This is a genomic window from Janthinobacterium sp. SUN026 (assembly GCF_030397625.1).
Lineage (GTDB): Bacteria > Pseudomonadota > Gammaproteobacteria > Burkholderiales > Burkholderiaceae_D > Janthinobacterium > Janthinobacterium kumbetense.
Genome location: NZ_JAPQNU010000002.1, coordinates 854820 through 872142 on the forward strand (window position 1 = coordinate 854820; position 17323 = coordinate 872142).

The following is a 17323-nucleotide window of genomic DNA, read 5'->3' on the forward strand; positions in this document are numbered from 1 at the left end:
TACGTGAGCGACGCGCATACCATCCGCAACCTGACCACCCTGGTCGGCCTGCGCAGCACCGAAGTGGAACGCCTGCAAGGCGAAATGGCGGCGCAGACGGCCGTGCGCGAACGCTACCAGAAAAACCTGGAACGCTTGACGGGCCTGTACACGGATAGCGGCCCCAGCGGCGCCCTGCCCCTGGCCCTGTCCGTCAACTGCGGCAACTTCAAGCAAGCCGTCATGCAGATGGCCGACCAGCACCGTACCGACCTGCATTTGCACGAAGCCAACATGGCCGTTTCGCAACGCGCGCTCAATACGGCCTGGGCCAAGCGCGAAGTGCTGGACCAGGTGCTGACGCAAAAGCAAAAGAATGTTGCAAATGAGCAACACCGAGTTGATGCCAAGCGGCAAGACGAGCTGGCGACGCAATTCTGGTTCCGCGGGCAGGTAAAATGAGGTTTGTGTAAGTTTCTTTCAGGAAAACTTCACAAAACGGGAATGGGGGTCGCCTTGTACCGGTATATCCCTTTATTCAGGAGTCTGGCATGGCAAACGTAATTACCGCACCACGATACGATCCGATCGTCACAGCAGAACAATTGGCTACCAAATCGGTGGCGGCGCAAAAGGCAGCCCTGGCGAATCAGACCACGCTGGCCAACAACACCAGCAGCGCGCTGGGCAACCTGAAATCGGCCATCTCGGCATTCCAGCTGGCGATGACGAGCATGACGTCCAGCAAATCGGTGCTGAGCCAGTCCGCCACCTTCAGCAATACCGCGTATGGCACGGGCACGGCCGGCATCAAGGCGGCGCCTGGCAGCTACGCGTTCTTTGTCGAACAACTGGCCACGGCCAGCCAGACTTCGTACGGCGGCTTGAGCAGCACCACGCCCGCCAACGGCGGCAACATGACCATCCGCCTCGGCGATCCGCTGGCCGCCGTCACCGCCGACAACGCCTTCGATATCGACCTGGCCGCCGCCAACAAGGATGGCGACGGTGTCCTGACACCGCAGGAAATCGCCGCCGCCATCAATGGCAACAGCAAGAATAATGCGCGCGTCACCGCTTCCGTCATCAATATCGGCAACCAGGCGCAACTGGTGCTGACGTCGAATCTCACCGGCGTCGCCAATGCCGTCTCGATCGATACCAACAGCGTGACGGATGCGGGCCTGAAGTCAGCGCTGCAGCGCGACATAAAAGCCATCGCAGCACCCAAGGACGCCATCGTCTGGCTGGGCGCGCAGGGTTCCGGCACCAAGATCACCCAGGCATCGAATACCTTCACCAACGTGCCTGACGTGAAAATGACGTTCACCAAGGCCATGACGGCAGGCGAGAGCCCGGTGACCGTGACCGTCGGCACCGACAGCGCCGGCACCATTGCCAATGTGCAAGCCTTCGTCGATGCCTACAACAAGCTGAAAAGCGTAATGGATGGCCTGGCCAGCCCCGGCAATCCGGAAAAAAATATCGCTGCCGGCATCTTTGCCCACGACTCCGGCCTGAACGCCCTGCGCACCAGCATGGGCGATGCCTTGCGCCTGAACGTCGATGGCGTATCGCTGGTAGCGTATGGCATTACCGCCCAGCGCGACGGCACGATCAGCCTGAATACCGCCAAGCTGACGGCCAAGCTGGCGGACAATCCTGGCGGCCTGGACAAACTGTTCGGCAATAACAGCCTGTCGGCCCCAGCCGGCGTGCTCGGCGGCCTGGACAAGGTGCTGGGACAGTGGAGCAATATCACCAAAGGCCAGATCACCCAGCGCATGGCAGCGACGGACAAGTTGCAGAAAAGCCTGGCCAAGAGCGCCGAGCGCCTGACCAACCAGTACAACACTGCTTACACCCGTTTCCTGGACCAATATTCGCGCCTGCAGGTATTGCAGGAGCAAATGACCCGGAATTCGGACATGTTCGATGCCATGTTTAATGACAGTAAATCCTAAGGCGGACGTGCCTGCCGCGCCGCCACAGTTAACATAGCGAGAAGAGAATAATGTTGAACAATGAAGCTTACGGCAGCTACCATGCCGTCAACCTGGATTCCCAGACCGCCCGCGCCACACCGGTCGAACTGGTACTGGTGCTGACGGACGGCCTGCTGGAAGAACTGGCGCGCGCGCGCGGGCACATCGTGGGCAAGCGCTACGAGCAAAAGGCCATCAGCCTGGATAAATGCACGCAGATCATCAACGGTCTATCGAGCTCGCTCGATTTCGACAATGGCGGCGAAGTGGTGGTCAACCTGGCGCGCCTGTACGACTATTGCGTGGCGCGCCTGTACACGGCCGGCATCAAGCTCGACCCGACGCTGATCGATGAAGTGACGACCTTGATGACCACCATCAAGCGTGGCTGGGTGGGCGTCCAGGCCAACAATGCCTAGGCGCGCTGCGCTGCAGCAGCTGAGCCGGCATTTGAGCGCGGCTGTCGCCCAGGCGGACTGGGAGGCGATGGAAAAACTCTCGGCCAGCCTGGCGAAAAACATTCCGCTGCTGGCCGAACGTGGCGCATGGAATGCGCTGGAACAAACAGAATTGTTGCAATTGCGCAAAATTCACGCGCAAGCGGTTAAAATTTGCTCTGCGGAAAAAGAACGCCTGGGGTTACACCTGGGTGCATTACAGGCAAATAAGGAAGGTTGGGTCGCCTACGCCGCACTCGGCGAATACGACTCGGACGGGAATCAAGCATGATCATGAACTTCAACACGGCGCCGGCCGCTCCGGCACCGGCAGCCTCCGCTGCATCCGCACCGGCGCCAGCGCCGGCACAGGCCGCTGCCTTGCCCGGCACGCCAGGCTATGGCAGCAGCGGGACAACGCCCTCCGCCCTGCCCCTGTTTGCGCAGGTGCTCGATGTGACAGCCGTGGAAACGGCCGACGCCGGCGCACCCGCGCCTGCTCCCGCCAAGGACAGCGACAGCGACAGCGACAGCCAGGCCGACAGCAGCCTGCCGGCCATGGCCGCCCCCGTCATCGGCCTGCCGGTGACGATGCTGCCGCCAACGGACGCGGCCGCAGCCGAGGCGCGCGCCGCAGCCCAGGCACAAACACCGGTGCAGGCGAATGCGGCGCAAGCCAACCCGGCACTCAACATCAGCCTGCATCCCGCTGCCGTCACCCTCTCCGCGCCGGCAATGGCGCCAGCGCCAGGGCGCGACACGCGCGAACCGCTGGCCGCCGCCAACCCGGCGACCGCCGCCAAGGGCAGCGCGCCGGCACAGCCGTTCGAAGCGCTGCTGCAACAGGGCGCTCCCGTGACGGCCGCCGCCGCCCCTGCCGCGCGCGAAGGCGAACGCGGCGCCGCGACGCCGGCCCCCGCCACGCCCAACCTGGGCTTGACGGGCGCGGTCGGCAATACGGCCACGGCGGCCCCGTCCGGCGACACCATCAAGCTCAACGGCCCTGCCCAGCAATGGCAGGAACCGCTGCGCGAAGCGCTCGGCGAACGCCTGCAGACGCAGATCGGCCGCAACAGCGAACACGCGACGATCCGCCTCGACCCGCCCATGCTGGGACGCATTGAAATTTCCATCCGCCACACGGCTGGCGCGCTGCAGGTGAACGTCACGGCGTCGAACTCGGAAGTGTTGCGCCAGTTGCAAGGTATCGGCGAAAACATGCGCAGCGACCTGGCGCAGCGCCAGTACACCGAGGTGGCCGTGAATATCAGCGCCACCCCGCGCAGCCCCGCCGCCCAGGCATTTGCCGAAGGCGATGCGCGCGGCCAGCGTCAGCCGGGCCGCCAGAACGACGACGCGGAACCGGGACGCGCCCTGTCCGACGGCAGCCCTGCCGGTACCACTTACGCCATGCATGATCGAGAGACTGCCTGATGAATATGAAAATGAAACTGATAGGCGGCTTTGTCGCCGTGGCCGTGCTGGCCGCCGGCGCCGCTGGCGGCGCCATGTGGTACCTGGCCAAGCCGGTTGCCGGCCATGCCGAGGTGGCCGAAGCCAAGACCCCGCCGCCGGCCACGGGCAAGAAGGCGCGCAAGTTCCTCACGCTGGACAAGGTCATCGTGATGCTGCGCCGCGGCCCCGGCGAAGGCGAAACGCATTACCTGTCGGCCGACCTGGTGATCGCCACCACCGAGGAAAAGGAAAAGCTGACCAAGGATCACTTGCCGCTGATGCGTTCGATCGCCGTCAGCACCCTGTCGAGTTTCCCGATGGACAAGGCACAGACGATGACGGTGGAGCAATTTGCCGAACAGATCAACAAGGCCTTCAATGTCAGCTATGAACGCGAACAGATGGAAAAACCGTTCACCGAAGTCATGGTCGGCAAGCTGATCATTGAATAAGCCAACACGCCAGCCGACCTAGTGGGAGATCCCTTGGCCTATGTAGAGCAATACCAGGAAGCGTATGGCGCCGGCGAATATGCCGCCGCCAGCGCTTGCGCGGCAGTGCTCAGTGTTGCCGAAGAACAACAACATCTGGTGGCGTACTCCCCGTTGGTGAAACGCATCGTGCGCCAGCTCAATTCGCAGGTGTCGGGCGCCATCGACCGCGACGACATGGAACAGATCGGCCTGATGGGCTTGCTCGAAGCCTTGCGCCGCTACGGCGTGCCGGACCAGTCGTTCGGCAGCTATGCCAGTCTGCGCATCCGCGGCGCCATCCTCGATGAATTGCGGCGCCAGGACTGGCGTCCGCGCGCCGTGCGCCAGGAAAGCCACCGCCTGCGCGACAGCGTGCGCGCCCTCACCCGGCGCCTGGGGCGCGAGCCGCTGGAAGCGGAAATCATGGCGGCCCTGAAGCTGACGCCGGAAGCCTTCCAGGAGTACCAGCTGGCGGAAAACGCCGAGCTGATCGCCAGTTTTGATGAAGTGCTGCAGGAAAGCCTGGGGCAAGCCGACAGCGCACCGAGCCCGGAAGAGCAATTGATGGTGCGGCGCAGCCTGGAACAGGCGCTGCGCACGCTGGACGAACGGGAACAGCGCGTGATCCAGATGTATTACGAATTCGAACTGAGCTATAAAGAAATTGCCGCCGTGCTAGACCTGAGCGACGCCCGCGTCTGCCAGTTGAACAAGACGGCGCTGGGCAAGATGAAAACCATGCTGCAAGACGCATAAGTTTCAGCACTATCCATCAAATTGACGCAGCACAATGACGCAGAAAGGCAGTTGACATGGTAATTATCGGTATCTTAATCGTGATGGGGTGTGTATTCGGAGGCTTCGCCCTGATGGGCGGCACCGTCCACGCGATCTGGCAACCGGTCGAGTTGATCATCATCATCGGCGCCGCCGTCGGCGCCCTGGTGCTGGGCAACCCCAAGCATGTACTCGGTGAAATGCTGCACCAGATGCGCAAGATCGTCACGCACAAGAAGCAAGGCTCGGAATTCCAGCGCCAGTTGCTGCTGCTGATGTACGAACTGCTGCAAACGGCCGCCGGCGGCCTGAAGGCACTGGACGCCCACGTCGAGGCGCCGCGCGAAAGCGCCCTGTTCCAGCGCTATCCGCTGGTGCTGGAAGAGCCGAAGCTGCTGGCCTTCATCGTCGACAACTTCCGTTTGATGGCGATGGGCAAGATCAACGCGCATGAGCTGGAAGGCGTGCTGGAGCAGGAACTGGAAGCCATCCACGACGAATTGCTGCAACCGTCGAAATCCTTGCACAAGATCGCCGAAGCCATGCCTGGTTTCGGTATCCTGGCCGCCGTTCTGGGTATCGTGATGGCCATGAATTCCGTGGCCGACGGCGCCGATGCGGCGGAAATCTCGGAAAAAGTGGGCGCCGCCATGGTCGGTACCTTCATCGGCATCTTCTTCTGCTACGGCGTGCTCGATCCGATGTGCAACATGATGAAACAGCTGGTGGGCGAGGAAGGCTCGACCATGGAATGCGTGAAGGTCGTGCTGGTCACGCACGTGGCGGGCAAACCGCCCCTGCTGGCCATCGATGCGGGCCGCCGCCTTGTGCAGCTGAACATCAAGCCTAGCTTCGCCCAGCTGGAGAGCTGGATCAATGCGCTGGAAGATGGCGGCGCCGAACAAGAGCAAGGCCAAGGCCGGGGAGGCCGCCGTGCTAAAGCCGCATGAGAAACATGAACAGGCCATCATCAAGCGTGCCGGTCGCAAGCACGACGACGATGGCCATGGCGGCGCCTGGAAAGTAGCGTTCGCCGACTTTTGCCTGGCCCTGCTGTCGCTCTTCCTCGTGCTGTGGCTGATGGCTGCGCGCGAGCAGCAGGCGATGAAGGAAATCATGATGGATGCGTCGGCAGGCAGCCGCCAGGGCGAAGGCCAGGGCGTCATGCCGGAACAGAAAGGTGGCCCGCGCGGCAGCCTGATCGAGCGCTTCCCCATGCCACGCAAGGGCACGGGCGACACGCGCACGGAAGGCAAGCAGATGCAGGACGGCAAGGCTGGCGCCGCGCCGCAAAACCAGACCAAGGTCAGCTACCAGTCGCCGGAAGACTTGCTGAGCCTGTCGCGCGCGCTCGATAAGCTCAGCGATGAAGCGGGATTGAAGAGCAATTTGCAATCCGTGATCACGCCGTACGGCTTGCGCGTCATGCTGCACGACACGGACAAGCAAGGCATGTTCGTGCGCGGCAGCGCCGTGCCGACCGACCGTTTCCGCAAGCTGCTGCGCCAGATGGGCCCTGTGTTTGCGCAAATGGATAACCAGATGCTGATCGTCGGCCACACCGATTCGATGCAATACGCCAATACCGGCTATGAAGGTTTTTCGAACTGGACCCTGTCGGCCAACCGCGCCATGTCGGCGCGCGCGCAATTGTTGATCGGCAGCATGAGTCCGGACAGCGTGCTGCAAGTGGTCGGCATGGCCGACCGCGCGCCGCTGGACGTAAAAAACGCCAGCGCCGGCATCAACCGCCGCATCGAACTGTTAATATTGACGCGTGGCCAGGCTGACAGCATCGCCGCCATGTTCGGCATGGCCGGACAAAAGCCGCAGGGCGAAGAATTGCAAGTGGGCGAACCGGACTCGGGCACCTTGCAGCGCCTGCGCGAGAAACTGGGCTTGCCCGCAAAGAAGGAGCGGGATGAGCATGCAAATTAAGGGCAAGGGACAACGTATGAAAATCTCCTCCGGCAATACCGGTGCTGCCGTACGCAGCAGCGCCGTCGCGCCGGCCGAGGCGATCGCCGAGAACGCGGGCGCCGCCGGCGCCATGGGCGGCTCGTCGGCCGGGGCGGAACTGCAATCGGCCGTGCTGCAACCGGCCATGGCCGCCCTGCGCGCCATGCCCGAAATCGACCATGAGCGCGTGGCCATGCTGCGCGATGCACTGGCCAAGGGCGAATTGCCGTTCGATCCGTCGAAACTGGCAGGCTTGATCCAGCGTTTCCACGGCGGCGAATCGTGACCGCGCCGCGCAAGGGCATCACGCGTCAGGAAGCCGTGCGCCGCGTACTGCAAGGCATGAAAGACGACAGCATCGGCTATGCCGCCCTGCAAACCGTGCTGGAAGAGCAATTCCAGGCCACCTTGCACCATCAGAGCGCGCAATTGACGGCACTGGCCGATCAGGTCATCGCCGCCGTCGAGCCCCTCGATGCGCGCCGCCGCCAGCGGGTCAGCCTCGTCACTGCCCTGCTGGGCCCGCAAGGCGATATGCCGCAATTGTTTGCGTTGTTGCAAGAAGACGCGCGCGCCACGGCCGAGCGCGACTGGGCTGCGCTCGAGCAGATGGTGCTCGAATGCAAGCGCCTGAATGCCCGCAACAGCGATTTGTTAACAGAGCAGTACAGCATCATGCAGCGCGTGCTGCATGGCGAGGAAGATACGTATGCGCCAGGCTGATTTTTCACAGATGCGCGCCATGGCGGCGACGCCGTCGACGATGGCGACGAATGCCGTGCAAAGCAATATGCACGCCACCCCTGCCACGGCAGGCGCCGGCAGTTTCAGCAGCGTGTTCCGGCAAGTACAGGGCGAAGTGGCCCGCTTCATCGAACAGGGCGGCGGGAACGCCACCAGCCTGAACCCGCAAGGCCGCGCCTACCTGGAACAGAGCCAGCCCGTCAATGTGCTGGGCAGCATCAACCAGGGCGGCGAGATCGGCGAAACGCAGCAGCAATTCCTCGCCTCGATCAAGCCATGGACGCAGGAAACGGGCGCGCGCCTGGGCGTGGCGCCGGAAATCGTCGCCGCCCACGCGGCGCTGGAATCGGGCTGGGGCCAGCGTCCGCTGCGCCAGGGCACGGGCGCGGACACGAATAATCTATTCGGCATCAAGGCCGGCGGCAAATGGCAAGGCGACGTGGCCAGCAATGTCACTACCGAATACGAGGCGGGCAGCGGCACGGCCCTGAAGAAAACGGAACGTTTCCGCAGTTATCCGGACCAGGCCAGCGCCTTCCGCGACTATGCGCAAGTATTGCTCGACAATCCCCGCTACCGCGCCGCCCTGAACACGGGTGCCGACGCGGGCGCTTTCGCGCAAGGCCTGGCGCGCGGCGGCTATGCCACCGACCCCAACTACGCCGCCAAGCTGACCCAGCTGGCGACGCGTTTGCAGCGCACGGCCGCCGCCGAGTAGTTTCCTTAACGGCCGGGAAGTTCGGCCGGTTCCACCACGCCCGCATCGACCACCCTGGCACGTATCACCGTGCCGCTGGTGGCGTTGCGCACGCGAATCACCTCGCCCAGCGCGCCCGGATCCAGCGCTTCGCCGGCCATGCTCACCTCCACCTGCTCCTTGCGGGCCACGATATTCACCGCACTGCCCCGCTTGATCAACACGGGCGACGCCAGTTGCCCTTGCCGCAGCACTTCGCCGGCACGCAAGCTGCGCCGGCTCGACAGGCCAACGGCGCCGGGCAAGGAGGAAATACTGTCCGGCACCATCGTCACGTCGCGCCGCGCCAGGGTCACGTCGCCCGCCTGCAACGGCGTATTTGCCGTCACGGGGGCGCTCGTCACCGCGACCTGGGCCGTGATGCTGCCGCGCGCCAGCATTTCATAGCGCCAACCGTTGCTTCCAGGACACACTGCCACGAAGCGCATGCGCTGCGCCGAACGGCTGTCCGCCGTTTCCAGCGCGACGGGCGCCGCGCACGCCGGCACGGGGCGCGTGCTTTTTACCACGGCCACTTGAAACTGCGGTTCCAGCAGTCCCGCCGAGGTTGCTTGCTGCACCAATTGCTCGCGCGCCAATTGTTCCACACGCGAAAATATATTGTCGGCTGGCAATTCTGCGCATCCTGCACTACTATATAGGCTGGTCAGTAAAAAGAGGCCCGGAAGCAGTATGTGACGACATTGCGCCTTGTTCCACATCACGGAATAGTTCTCAAAGTAAATCATTGCTAACCTTAATCAAAGATACTGAAGCGGCATGACCTTACCATGCGTCAACATGACCAGGCTGGGATTTTACCTCTGCACCACCTATTTTCTGGCCCGAACCGCAAAAAGCACGATCGAATTCAACACAAAGGATGACCATGGGGATTAATTTCAAGGATGCGCTGGGCGTGCACGCCGATGCACTCGCGCTGCGTGCCGACCGTACACGCGTACTGGCCGCCAACATCGCCAATGAAAACACGCCCGGCTTCCAGGCCATGGACATGGATTTCGGCAGCGCCCTGCAGCAGTTGCAGGACAACGAGGCGGGCCTGCTGTCGACCGATGACGATGCCAGCGCCCTGTACCGCGTCCCCTACCACCCCAGCCGCGACGGCAACACCGTCGAAATCGGTGTCGAGCAGGCGGCGTTCTCGCAGAATGCCACCGACTTCCAGACCAGCCTCACTTTCGTCAACATGAAACTGAAGGGTCTGTCCAAGGCCATTTCCGGACAATAAGGATCAGCATGAGCTTCCAGGACATTTCCAAGATCGCCGGTTCGGCGATGGCGGCGCAAACTGTGCGCCTCAATACCATCGCCAGCAACCTGGCCAATGCCGATTCCGTTGCCGGTTCCGAAGGCGAAACCTACCGCGCGCGCAAGCCCGTGTTTGCGGCCGTGATGGACGGCCCGGGCGCCAGCGGCGCCGGTGGAAGAGTACAGGTCCTCGACGTGGTGCAAAGCGATGAGCCGCTGCGCAAGGTCTATGAACCGGGCCACCCGATGGCCAATGCCGATGGCATGGTGTTCTATCCCAACGTCAATCAGGTTGCCGAGATGACCGACATGATGTCGGCGTCGCGCGCGTTTGAAACAAATGTCGAAGTTCTGGGCCGCATCAAGTCGATGCAGCAATCGCTCCTCAAATTAGGTGAAGCATAATCCATGGAAACCAACCTCTTTACAAACAACACCAGCGGCAGCAACAGCAACAGCAATGCCGTCAAGTCGCAAAGCAATGCCACCCAGGATATGTTCACCAAGTTGCTGGTCGCGCAGATCAAGAACCAGGATCCCCTCGCGCCGACCGATCCGAGCCAGTTCGTCAATCAATTAACGCAGCAGGCGCAGACGGAAGCGATGCAGAATCTGTCGGCGCTGACCAGCGCCAATGCCAGCGTGCTGCAATCGATGCAAGTGCTGGCCCTGGGCGCGCAAGTGGGCTCGGAAGTCATGGTCAACAGTGAAACGGTGCAGCTCGACAAGAGCAAGGTCAGCGGCAGCATCGCGCTGGCCGCCAGCACCACCAAGACCACAGTGACCCTGAAAGGCCTGGACGACAAGGAATACAAGATCGAACTGGGCGCCAAGTCGGCCGGTACCGTTCCCTTCACCATCGATCCCGTGGCTTTGGGCTTGCCTGCCGGCACCTATAGCATGGCGGTCACCACCAGCGGCGCTGAAAAACCAACGGTCGACATCGCAGGCAAGCTCAACAGTGTGCGCCTGTCATCCGGCGGCAGCATGATTTTGAGCGTGTCGAACCTGGGCGAAGTCAACCCTGGCGCGATCACCGGCTTTAACGGCAAGACGGCCTGATCCGCTCGCCCCTTCGTTCCCTGCACACTAATCTCGTCCTTCACTAAAGGAAGTCAACATGAGTTTCGACATCGCCCTGTCCGGTATCCAGTCCATCAACCAACAGTTGAACAGCACCAGTAACAATATCGCCAATGCCGGCACCTACGGTTTCAAGAGCAGCCGCGCCAACTTTTCGGCCATGTACGCCGGTTCGCGCGCCACGGGTACGGAAATCGGCTCGATCACGCAAAGCATGTCGCTCAATGGCGGCGTGCTGAACACGGGCCGCGCGCTCGACGCGGCCATCGATGGCCGCGGCTATTTCGTCGCGCGCGATGCGCAGAACACCATGAGCTACAGCCGCGTCGGCATCTTCTCGGCCAGCAATGAAGGCAAGCTGATCGACTCGAACGGCCGCCTGGTGCAGGGCTACGCCGCCGTCAAGGGCAGCACCACCCTGGGCACCATGGGCGACATGAACATTCCGACGGGCCAGATTCCCGCCGTGGCGTCGACCAAGCTGGCATACGCCGCCAACATGTCGTCCGAATGGCCCATCAAGGCTGGTCCCTTCGACAAGACCAACGAACTGACCTACAACAGCGCCAAGTCGTCGATCATCTACGATTCGCTGGGCGCCAAACACGCGCTGGGCCAGTACTTCGTCAAGACAGCAGCGGGCGTGGACGTCCACTACACCCTCGACAACGTCACTGTGGGGCCGGTGACGAGCATGACCTTCGACACCTCCGGCAAGCTGAACATGACCGCGCCGGTCCCGCTGACGCTGGGCACGCCGACAGGCGCCGCGCCGCTGTCGATCGCCATCGACTACACGGGCACCACCCAGTTCGCCGGCGAAGCGAACACCTCGACCGACCGCGCCGACGGCTATGCCTCGGGCACCTACACGGGCGTGGAACTGGCCAACGACGGCTCCGTCGTGGCGAAATACACGAACGGCCAGAAGCAAAGCATCGGCGTGATCGCCCTGGCCACCTTCCCCGACGAAGGTGCGTTGACGGCCGTCAACGATACCAGCTGGGTCGCCTCGACCACGTCCGGCACCGCCATGTATGACCGTCCAGGCGTCGGCATGGCCGGCAAACTGGTGACGAGCTCGCTGGAACAGTCGAACGTCGACATCACCTCCGAACTGGTGGGCCTGATGACGTCGCAGCGTAACTACCAGGCGAACTCGAAGGTCATCTCGACCGAGAACGCCATGCTGCAATCGCTGATGCAAGCGCTGTAATCCACGATACGCAAAGGTAAAGAGCAATGGATGCGCTGATTTATACCGCCATGAGCGGGGCCGACCGTGCCCTGCGGGCACAGCAGGTACACGCCAACAACCTGGCCAACATCGAAACGGGCGGCTTTCGCGCCAACCTGGAAGTGTCCACTGCCCAGCCGTTGCAAAACGGCTATGGCTACGACGACCGCCACATGACGCAGACGCAGTCGAGCGCCGTCGGCACGCGCACGGGCGCCATCAAGGAAACGGGACGCGAACTCGACGTGGCCGTCACGGGCCCCGGCTTTCTTGCGGTGCAGTGGCAAAACGGCGAAGCCTACACGCGCGCCGGCGCCATGGACCTCGATGAAACGGGCGCGCTGACCATCAATGGCCGGCCCGTGCTGGGCGAAGGCGGTCCGATCACGATTCCCGAGCACACTAGCCTGTCGATCGGCAGCGATGGCACGATTTCCATCCAGGTGCCGGGCACCGCGCAAATGCAGACGGTCGACAAGCTCAAGCTGGTCAACGCCGAAGCGGGCGAGCTGACCAAGAACGAGGCGGGCCTGATCGTGGCGCGCGGCGGCGAAGACTTGCAGGCCGATCCGGCGGTACGCATCCGCGACCGCCACCTGGAAGGCAGCAACGTCTCGGCCGTCGAGGAAATGGTTGCCACCATGAGCCTGAACCGCAGTTTCGAGATGCAGATGAAAATCTTCAAGGCCAGCGATTCCATGACGGAATCGGGCAACCGCCTGCTGGGCGCTTGAGCCCCACGCCAATCTATTACTAGGAGCAACACATGAATCCAGCAATGTGGATCAGCAAGACGGGCGTGCAGGCACAAGATGCCAAACTGCAAGCCATCGCGAATAACCTGGCCAACGTCAACACCGTCGGTTTCAAGCGCGACCGCGTCGTCTTCGAAGACCTGTTTTACCAGGTCGAGCAGCAGCCGGGCACGCAGCGCGCCGACAACACCCTCTCGCCTTCGGGCGTACAGCTGGGTAACGGCACGCACATGGTCGGCACGCAAAAGGTGTTTACCACCGGCAGCCTGCAAACGACGAGCCGCGAATTCGACGTCGCCATCACCGGCAACGGCTTCCTGCAGGTGCTGCGCCCGAACGGCGAAGCGGCCTACACGCGCGCCGGCCAGCTGGGCATCAATGAAAACGGTGTGATGGTCAACGCCCAGGGCTTGCCCCTGGTGCCGCAGATCACCGTGCCGAACAACGCCACGGCGATCACCATTGGCGAAAACGGCATGGTCACGGCCACCGTGCCGGGCAATGTCAACGGCACCCAGCTGGGCCAGCTGAACCTCTCCAGCTTCGTCAACCCGACGGGCCTCCTGGCACTCGGTGAAAACCTGTTCCAGGAAACGGCATCGAGCGGCACGCCGACGGAAGGCCGTCCCGGCGAAGGCGCCCTGGGCAAGCTGAAGCAGTTCGCGCTGGAAGGCTCGAACGTGCAGGTGGTCGAGGAGATGGTCGACATGATCGCTGCCCAGCGCACCTATGAAATGAACACCAAGGTGCTGTCGGCCGCCGACAATATGCTGCAATACCTGGCGCAAGCGGCACGCTGATGACAGTCGCCATGAAAGCCACGGCAGCCATGCTGCTGGTATTGATGGCCGGCTGCGCCAGCCAGCCGGCCGCGCCGGTGGCACCGAGCTTTTCCGATACGCCGCTGCCCGTGGCGCCGCGCAGCGCTGCGCGCGGCGGCGTGGCCGGCGGCGTGTTTAATCCCGACGCAAGCCTGGATCTGATCTCGGACAGTCGCGCCTTCCGCGTCGGCGACGTCGTCACGGTGGCGCTGCAGGAAACCACGCAGGCCAGCAAGAAGGCGGGCACCTCGTTCAACAAGGGCTCGTCCGTCGGCGTGAAGGCGGCCAATATCCTCGGCAAGACCCTCCCCAAGACGGGCGTCGACCTGTCGGCCGACCGCAACTTCGCCGGCGACTCGACCAGCACGCAGCAAAATGCGCTGTCCGGCGCCATCACCGTGATCGTGCAGGAAGTCCTGCCGAATGGCTTGCTGCGCGTACAGGGCGAAAAAACCCTGACCCTGAACCAGGGCGAGGAATTCGTGCGCCTGCGCGGCTACCTGCGCGCGGCCGACATCGATTCCAGCAACCAGGTCTCGTCCTTGCGCATTGCCAATGCACAGATCGCCTATTCCGGCCAGGGCACCCTGGCCGAAGCCAATACACCAGGCTGGCTGACGCGCTTCTTCGTCGGCCCATGGATGCCGTTTTAAGGTGACCTCATGAAATTTCGTTCCGCCCTGCCCCTGGCAGCCATGCTGGCCGCGCTCTCCGGCTTTGCCCTGCCCGCCAGCGCCGCGCAAGTGCTGCGCAACCTGGTCAGTATCGAGGGCGTGCGCGACAACCCGCTGGTCGGCTACGGCCTCGTCGTGGGCCTGAACGGCAGCGGCGACACCACCCAGGTGAAGTTTTCCAGCCAGTCCGTGGTCAACATGCTCAAGCAGTTCGGCGTGAAGATGCCGGACGGCGCCGAAGCGAAAAGCAAGAACGTCGCCACCGTCATGGTCAGTGCCGTGTTTCCACCAGGATACCGCCGTGGCCAGGCCATCGACGTCACCGTGTCGTCCCTGGGCGATGCGAAAAGCTTGCGCGGCGGCACCCTGCTGCTGACGCAATTGCGCGCGGCCGACAATGAAACGTATGCGCTGGCGCAAGGCAACGTCGTCGTCGGCGGCCTGAACGCCACCGGCAAGAGCGGCTCGTCCGTCACCGTCAATACGCCCACCTCGGGCCGCATTCCCAATGGCGCCAACATCGAGCGCGAGATTCTCAGCGATTTCTCGACCAAGCCGACCGTCACCCTGAACTTGCGCCACCCGCATTTCGAGACGGCCATCAATATCGTCGAAGCCGTCAACCGCCGCTTTGGCGCCGTCGCCACCACGCGCGACGCCACCAGCGTGGAAGTGCTGGCGCCGGAAAACCCGACCCAGCGCGTGGCCTTCATGGCCAAGCTGGAAGCCTTGAGCGTCGACGTCGGCGTCGATACGCCGAAAGTGGTCTTCAATTCGCGCACGGGCACCGTCGTCATCGCTGAAGGCTTGCGCGTGAAGGCGGCCGCCGTCACGCACGGCTCGCTCAAGGTCGTCATTTCCGAAAGCTCGGCCGTCAGCCAGCCGGCACCGTTCGGCCGCGGCCAGACCACCGTCACGCCGCAATCGAAAGTGTCCGTCGACCAGGGCAACGGCAATATGTTCAAATGGCCGGCCGGCGCCAAGCTGCAATCGATCATCGACGTGGTCAACAGCCTGGGTGCGTCGCCCGATGACATCATGGCAATTTTACAAGCCCTCGACCAGGCGGGAGCCATCGAAGGCGAACTGGTGGTCATATGATGAATATCAACGACAGCAGCAGCGCCCTGCCCTCGGCGCTCGACGACCGCTCCCCTGCGGCCGCCACGCCGGCCGACCCGCGCTATGCGGCCAAGGCCACCGAGGCGGCCGTCAAGTTCGAGGCGTTCTTCATCTCGCACATGCTGCGCCAGATGCGTTCGGGCACGCGCGAGATGGCGGGCGAAGACAGCGTCTTCAAGGACCCCATCAACAGCGACATGCTGGAAATGGCAGACAACCTGGTGGCCGACAAGATGGCCGGCCAGCGCGCCTTCGGCATCGCCGACGCCATCCTGCGCCAGCTGCTGCCGGCGGCCGGCGCCCCCGTGGCCGCCAAAAGCACTGTCAATACCGACAATATTGCGGCACCGCTTAATAAATCCGTCTGAAGCGTCGCCTGTACAAGGTAACAACGATTCAATGCTTGCCCACCCGCACGCGCCACACTCTTCACGAAAGAAACTTGCCCAATGAGCATCATCAGCAATGCATTGTCAGGCAGCATCGCCGCCCAGGCCGCACTCAATGCGGCCAGCCAGAACATCGCCAACCTGCAAACGGCGGGCTACACGCGCCAGGGCGTGCTGTTGTCCTCGCTTGGCGCCGGCGTGGGCGTACGCTCGGCCGGCAATGGCGTGGAAGTGTCCGCCTTGCTGCGCTTTGCCGATGCCTATAAAAGCCAGCAAATGTGGCGCGCCGCGTCCGACCAGGGCGCCCGTTCGCAGACACAGCCTTACCTGACCCAGCTCGAGCGCGTGATGGGCGACGATGCGTCCAGCATCAGCAACGGCATCGACGGCTTTTTCGCCGCCCTCAACGCCTCGGCCGTCGACCCGACGTCGACGCCGCTGCGCCAGCAGATCGTCACCTCGGCCGACGCCATGGCGCAGCGCTTCAACAGCATCAGCACCGTCATGGCCAACCAGTTGCTGTCGGTGCAGCAGCAACGCGCAGCGATCGTGCCGCAAGCCAATACCACGCTGGCCAACATCGCCGCGCTGAACCAGCGCATCAGCACCTCCACGGCCGCGGGCACGAACGTGTCGTCGCTGATGGATGCGCGCGACCAGCTGATCGATGGCCTGGCCGCGCAAATGGGCATCGACGTGCTCGACCAGCCGGACGGCTCGCGCAATGTCGCGCTGAAGTCGGGCCAGCCGCTGGTCATCGGCAGCATTGCCGGTACCCTGACCAGCAACATGACGAACACGGGCGACCAAACCCTGACACTCGATTTCGCCAAGTCCTCGTACAACCTCGACCTGTCAGCCATCGGCGGCCAGATGGGCGGCCTGGGCGAGTTCGAAAAAAATACCTTGAAGCCGCTGCAACAGTCGCTGCAAGACCTGGCCACGCAGCTGACCAACAAGGTCAACGCACAGCTGGCCCTGGGCAAGACCATGACCGGCACATCCGGCGGCCCCCTGCTGGCCTACGCGAATGGCAAACTGAGCATTACTCCCGGCTTCAACGCCAAGGATCTGGCCCTGTCGCTGACGGGTGCGGCTGGCGACAGCGGCAACTTGCAGAAATTGATCGAGATCAAGAATCAGCCGATCACCGTCAGCTGGGTCGGTTCCGTGCTGATGAGCGATGCGGACACGCAACTGGTCGGCAAGCTGGGCATCTACAGCCAGCAGAACCAGGCCTTGCTGAAGACGGCCAACACGGTGCGCGCACAAGCCATCGATGACTGGAAGTCCACCAGTGGCGTGAACAAGGACGAGGAAGCGATGAGCCTGGTCGAATTCCAGAATATGTATCAAGCAAACATGAAAGTCATTTCCGTGGCGAATAGCTTGTTTGACGCCACTTTGCAAATGATGGGTTAAGGA

At 62.9% G+C, this 17323-nt stretch carries 23 protein-coding genes; 22 read left to right on the plus strand and 1 reads right to left on the minus strand.

Features of this window, described 5'->3' with window-relative positions:
* Positions 1-3 precede the first annotated feature (3 nt).
* The 12 genes from OX459_RS13375 to OX459_RS13430 all read left to right on the plus strand — a co-directional run bounded on the left by OX459_RS13375 (position 4) and on the right by OX459_RS13430 (position 8527).
* On the plus strand, positions 4-441 hold the full coding sequence (locus OX459_RS13375) for a flagellar export protein FliJ (RefSeq protein WP_289905393.1): 438 nt from the start codon (positions 4-6) through the stop codon (positions 439-441).
* Between the two features lie 89 nt (positions 442-530).
* Positions 531-1943 (plus strand): flagellar filament capping protein FliD, encoded by a 1413-nt coding sequence (gene fliD, locus OX459_RS13380; protein WP_289905394.1) that lies wholly within the window; start codon positions 531-533, stop codon positions 1941-1943.
* Positions 1944-1993: 50 nt separating this feature from the next.
* Positions 1994-2383 (plus strand): flagellar export chaperone FliS, encoded by a 390-nt coding sequence (fliS, locus tag OX459_RS13385; protein WP_034757830.1) that lies wholly within the window; start codon positions 1994-1996, stop codon positions 2381-2383.
* A gap of 67 nt (positions 2384-2450) precedes the next feature.
* Positions 2451-2693 (plus strand): hypothetical protein, encoded by a 243-nt coding sequence (locus OX459_RS13390; protein WP_289905395.1) that lies wholly within the window; start codon positions 2451-2453, stop codon positions 2691-2693.
* Positions 2690-3835, plus strand: coding sequence for a flagellar hook-length control protein FliK (locus OX459_RS13395; RefSeq protein WP_289905396.1), 1146 nt, complete (start codon positions 2690-2692; stop codon positions 3833-3835). Before OX459_RS13390 ends, OX459_RS13395 begins: the two co-directional genes overlap by 4 nt.
* 11 nt (positions 3836-3846) lie before the next feature.
* Positions 3847-4308 carry a flagellar basal body-associated FliL family protein gene (locus tag OX459_RS13400; RefSeq protein WP_306558280.1) on the plus strand — a complete coding sequence of 154 codons (462 nt, stop codon included), beginning with the start codon at positions 3847-3849 and terminating at the stop codon, positions 4306-4308.
* Positions 4309-4341: 33 nt separating this feature from the next.
* Positions 4342-5085, plus strand: coding sequence for a FliA/WhiG family RNA polymerase sigma factor (locus tag OX459_RS13405; RefSeq protein ID WP_077403148.1), 744 nt, complete (start codon positions 4342-4344; stop codon positions 5083-5085).
* Between the two features lie 56 nt (positions 5086-5141).
* Positions 5142-6056, plus strand: a complete 915-nt coding sequence (motA, locus tag OX459_RS13410; RefSeq protein WP_034757817.1) for a flagellar motor stator protein MotA — start codon at positions 5142-5144, stop codon at positions 6054-6056.
* Complete coding sequence (locus OX459_RS13415) at positions 5983-7044, plus strand: flagellar motor protein MotB (protein ID WP_099664387.1); 1062 nt, start codon at positions 5983-5985, stop codon at positions 7042-7044. Before motA ends, OX459_RS13415 begins: the two co-directional genes overlap by 74 nt.
* A gap of 16 nt (positions 7045-7060) precedes the next feature.
* Complete coding sequence (gene flgM, locus OX459_RS13420) at positions 7061-7351, plus strand: flagellar biosynthesis anti-sigma factor FlgM (protein ID WP_034757812.1); 291 nt, start codon at positions 7061-7063, stop codon at positions 7349-7351.
* Entirely contained in the window at positions 7348-7788 is a 441-nt protein-coding gene (flgN, locus tag OX459_RS13425; protein ID WP_289905397.1) for a flagellar export chaperone FlgN, read from the plus strand. The genes flgM and flgN overlap by 4 nt, the downstream gene beginning before the upstream one ends.
* Entirely contained in the window at positions 7775-8527 is a 753-nt protein-coding gene (locus OX459_RS13430) for a glucosaminidase domain-containing protein (RefSeq protein WP_289905398.1), read from the plus strand. The genes flgN and OX459_RS13430 overlap by 14 nt, the downstream gene beginning before the upstream one ends.
* A 5-nt stretch (positions 8528-8532) precedes the next feature.
* On the opposite strand, the gene flgA is transcribed toward OX459_RS13430, so the two are convergent.
* Entirely contained in the window at positions 8533-9180 is a 648-nt protein-coding gene (flgA, locus tag OX459_RS13435; RefSeq protein ID WP_289905399.1) for a flagellar basal body P-ring formation chaperone FlgA, read from the minus strand.
* Positions 9181-9434: 254 nt separating this feature from the next.
* Between flgA and flgB the strand changes: the two genes are divergently transcribed.
* The 10 genes from flgB to flgK all read left to right on the plus strand — a co-directional run bounded on the left by flgB (position 9435) and on the right by flgK (position 17320).
* Complete coding sequence (gene flgB, locus OX459_RS13440; RefSeq protein ID WP_034758109.1) at positions 9435-9797, plus strand: flagellar basal body rod protein FlgB; 363 nt, start codon at positions 9435-9437, stop codon at positions 9795-9797.
* Between the two features lie 8 nt (positions 9798-9805).
* Positions 9806-10222 carry a flagellar basal body rod protein FlgC gene (gene flgC / locus OX459_RS13445; protein WP_034757795.1) on the plus strand — a complete coding sequence of 139 codons (417 nt, stop codon included), beginning with the start codon at positions 9806-9808 and terminating at the stop codon, positions 10220-10222.
* A gap of 3 nt (positions 10223-10225) precedes the next feature.
* A complete protein-coding gene (locus tag OX459_RS13450) occupies positions 10226-10879 on the plus strand; it encodes a flagellar hook capping FlgD N-terminal domain-containing protein (protein ID WP_289905400.1) in 654 nt (217 codons plus the stop codon).
* A 58-nt stretch (positions 10880-10937) separates the two neighbouring features.
* Positions 10938-12116, plus strand: coding sequence for a flagellar hook-basal body complex protein (locus OX459_RS13455; RefSeq protein WP_289905401.1), 1179 nt, complete (start codon positions 10938-10940; stop codon positions 12114-12116).
* A 26-nt stretch (positions 12117-12142) separates the two neighbouring features.
* Positions 12143-12871, plus strand: a complete 729-nt coding sequence (locus OX459_RS13460; protein WP_289905402.1) for a flagellar basal body rod protein FlgF — start codon at positions 12143-12145, stop codon at positions 12869-12871.
* A 32-nt stretch (positions 12872-12903) separates the two neighbouring features.
* Positions 12904-13692 carry a flagellar basal-body rod protein FlgG gene (flgG, locus tag OX459_RS13465; protein ID WP_171985002.1) on the plus strand — a complete coding sequence of 263 codons (789 nt, stop codon included), beginning with the start codon at positions 12904-12906 and terminating at the stop codon, positions 13690-13692.
* Between the two features lie 11 nt (positions 13693-13703).
* A complete protein-coding gene (flgH, locus tag OX459_RS13470; protein WP_180278556.1) occupies positions 13704-14366 on the plus strand; it encodes a flagellar basal body L-ring protein FlgH in 663 nt (220 codons plus the stop codon).
* Positions 14367-14375: 9 nt separating this feature from the next.
* A complete protein-coding gene (locus OX459_RS13475; protein ID WP_070219890.1) occupies positions 14376-15488 on the plus strand; it encodes a flagellar basal body P-ring protein FlgI in 1113 nt (370 codons plus the stop codon).
* Positions 15488-15877 carry a rod-binding protein gene (locus tag OX459_RS13480; protein ID WP_251349231.1) on the plus strand — a complete coding sequence of 130 codons (390 nt, stop codon included), beginning with the start codon at positions 15488-15490 and terminating at the stop codon, positions 15875-15877. The genes OX459_RS13475 and OX459_RS13480 overlap by 1 nt, the downstream gene beginning before the upstream one ends.
* Before the next feature lie 81 nt (positions 15878-15958).
* Complete coding sequence (flgK, locus tag OX459_RS13485) at positions 15959-17320, plus strand: flagellar hook-associated protein FlgK (protein WP_289905403.1); 1362 nt, start codon at positions 15959-15961, stop codon at positions 17318-17320.
* Positions 17321-17323 lie beyond the last annotated feature (3 nt).

Excerpts from the sequence above, each read along its gene's own strand:
- OX459_RS13395 (WP_289905396.1), top strand. The coding sequence starts at position 2,690 with ATGATCATGAACTTCAACACGGCGCCGGCCGCTCCGGCACCGGCAGCC.
- OX459_RS13430 (WP_289905398.1), top strand. The coding sequence starts at position 7,775 with ATGCGCCAGGCTGATTTTTCACAGATGCGCGCCATGGCGGCGACGCCG.
- fliD (WP_289905394.1), top strand. The coding sequence starts at position 531 with ATGGCAAACGTAATTACCGCACCACGATACGATCCGATCGTCACAGCA.
- OX459_RS13450 (WP_289905400.1), top strand. The coding sequence starts at position 10,226 with ATGGAAACCAACCTCTTTACAAACAACACCAGCGGCAGCAACAGCAAC.
- OX459_RS13415 (WP_099664387.1), top strand. The coding sequence starts at position 5,983 with ATGCGCTGGAAGATGGCGGCGCCGAACAAGAGCAAGGCCAAGGCCGGG.
- OX459_RS13400 (WP_306558280.1), top strand. The coding sequence starts at position 3,847 with ATGAAACTGATAGGCGGCTTTGTCGCCGTGGCCGTGCTGGCCGCCGGC.
- fliS (WP_034757830.1), top strand. The coding sequence starts at position 1,994 with ATGTTGAACAATGAAGCTTACGGCAGCTACCATGCCGTCAACCTGGAT.
- flgK (WP_289905403.1), top strand. The coding sequence starts at position 15,959 with ATGAGCATCATCAGCAATGCATTGTCAGGCAGCATCGCCGCCCAGGCC.
- flgC (WP_034757795.1), top strand. The coding sequence starts at position 9,806 with ATGAGCTTCCAGGACATTTCCAAGATCGCCGGTTCGGCGATGGCGGCG.
- OX459_RS13460 (WP_289905402.1), top strand. The coding sequence starts at position 12,143 with ATGGATGCGCTGATTTATACCGCCATGAGCGGGGCCGACCGTGCCCTG.
- OX459_RS13390 (WP_289905395.1), top strand. The coding sequence starts at position 2,451 with ATGGAAAAACTCTCGGCCAGCCTGGCGAAAAACATTCCGCTGCTGGCC.
- OX459_RS13480 (WP_251349231.1), top strand. The coding sequence starts at position 15,488 with ATGAATATCAACGACAGCAGCAGCGCCCTGCCCTCGGCGCTCGACGAC.
- flgM (WP_034757812.1), top strand. The coding sequence starts at position 7,061 with ATGAAAATCTCCTCCGGCAATACCGGTGCTGCCGTACGCAGCAGCGCC.
- OX459_RS13475 (WP_070219890.1), top strand. The coding sequence starts at position 14,376 with ATGAAATTTCGTTCCGCCCTGCCCCTGGCAGCCATGCTGGCCGCGCTC.
- flgG (WP_171985002.1), top strand. The coding sequence starts at position 12,904 with ATGAATCCAGCAATGTGGATCAGCAAGACGGGCGTGCAGGCACAAGAT.
- flgH (WP_180278556.1), top strand. The coding sequence starts at position 13,704 with ATGAAAGCCACGGCAGCCATGCTGCTGGTATTGATGGCCGGCTGCGCC.
- motA (WP_034757817.1), top strand. The coding sequence starts at position 5,142 with ATGGTAATTATCGGTATCTTAATCGTGATGGGGTGTGTATTCGGAGGC.
- flgB (WP_034758109.1), top strand. The coding sequence starts at position 9,435 with ATGGGGATTAATTTCAAGGATGCGCTGGGCGTGCACGCCGATGCACTC.
- OX459_RS13455 (WP_289905401.1), top strand. The coding sequence starts at position 10,938 with ATGAGTTTCGACATCGCCCTGTCCGGTATCCAGTCCATCAACCAACAG.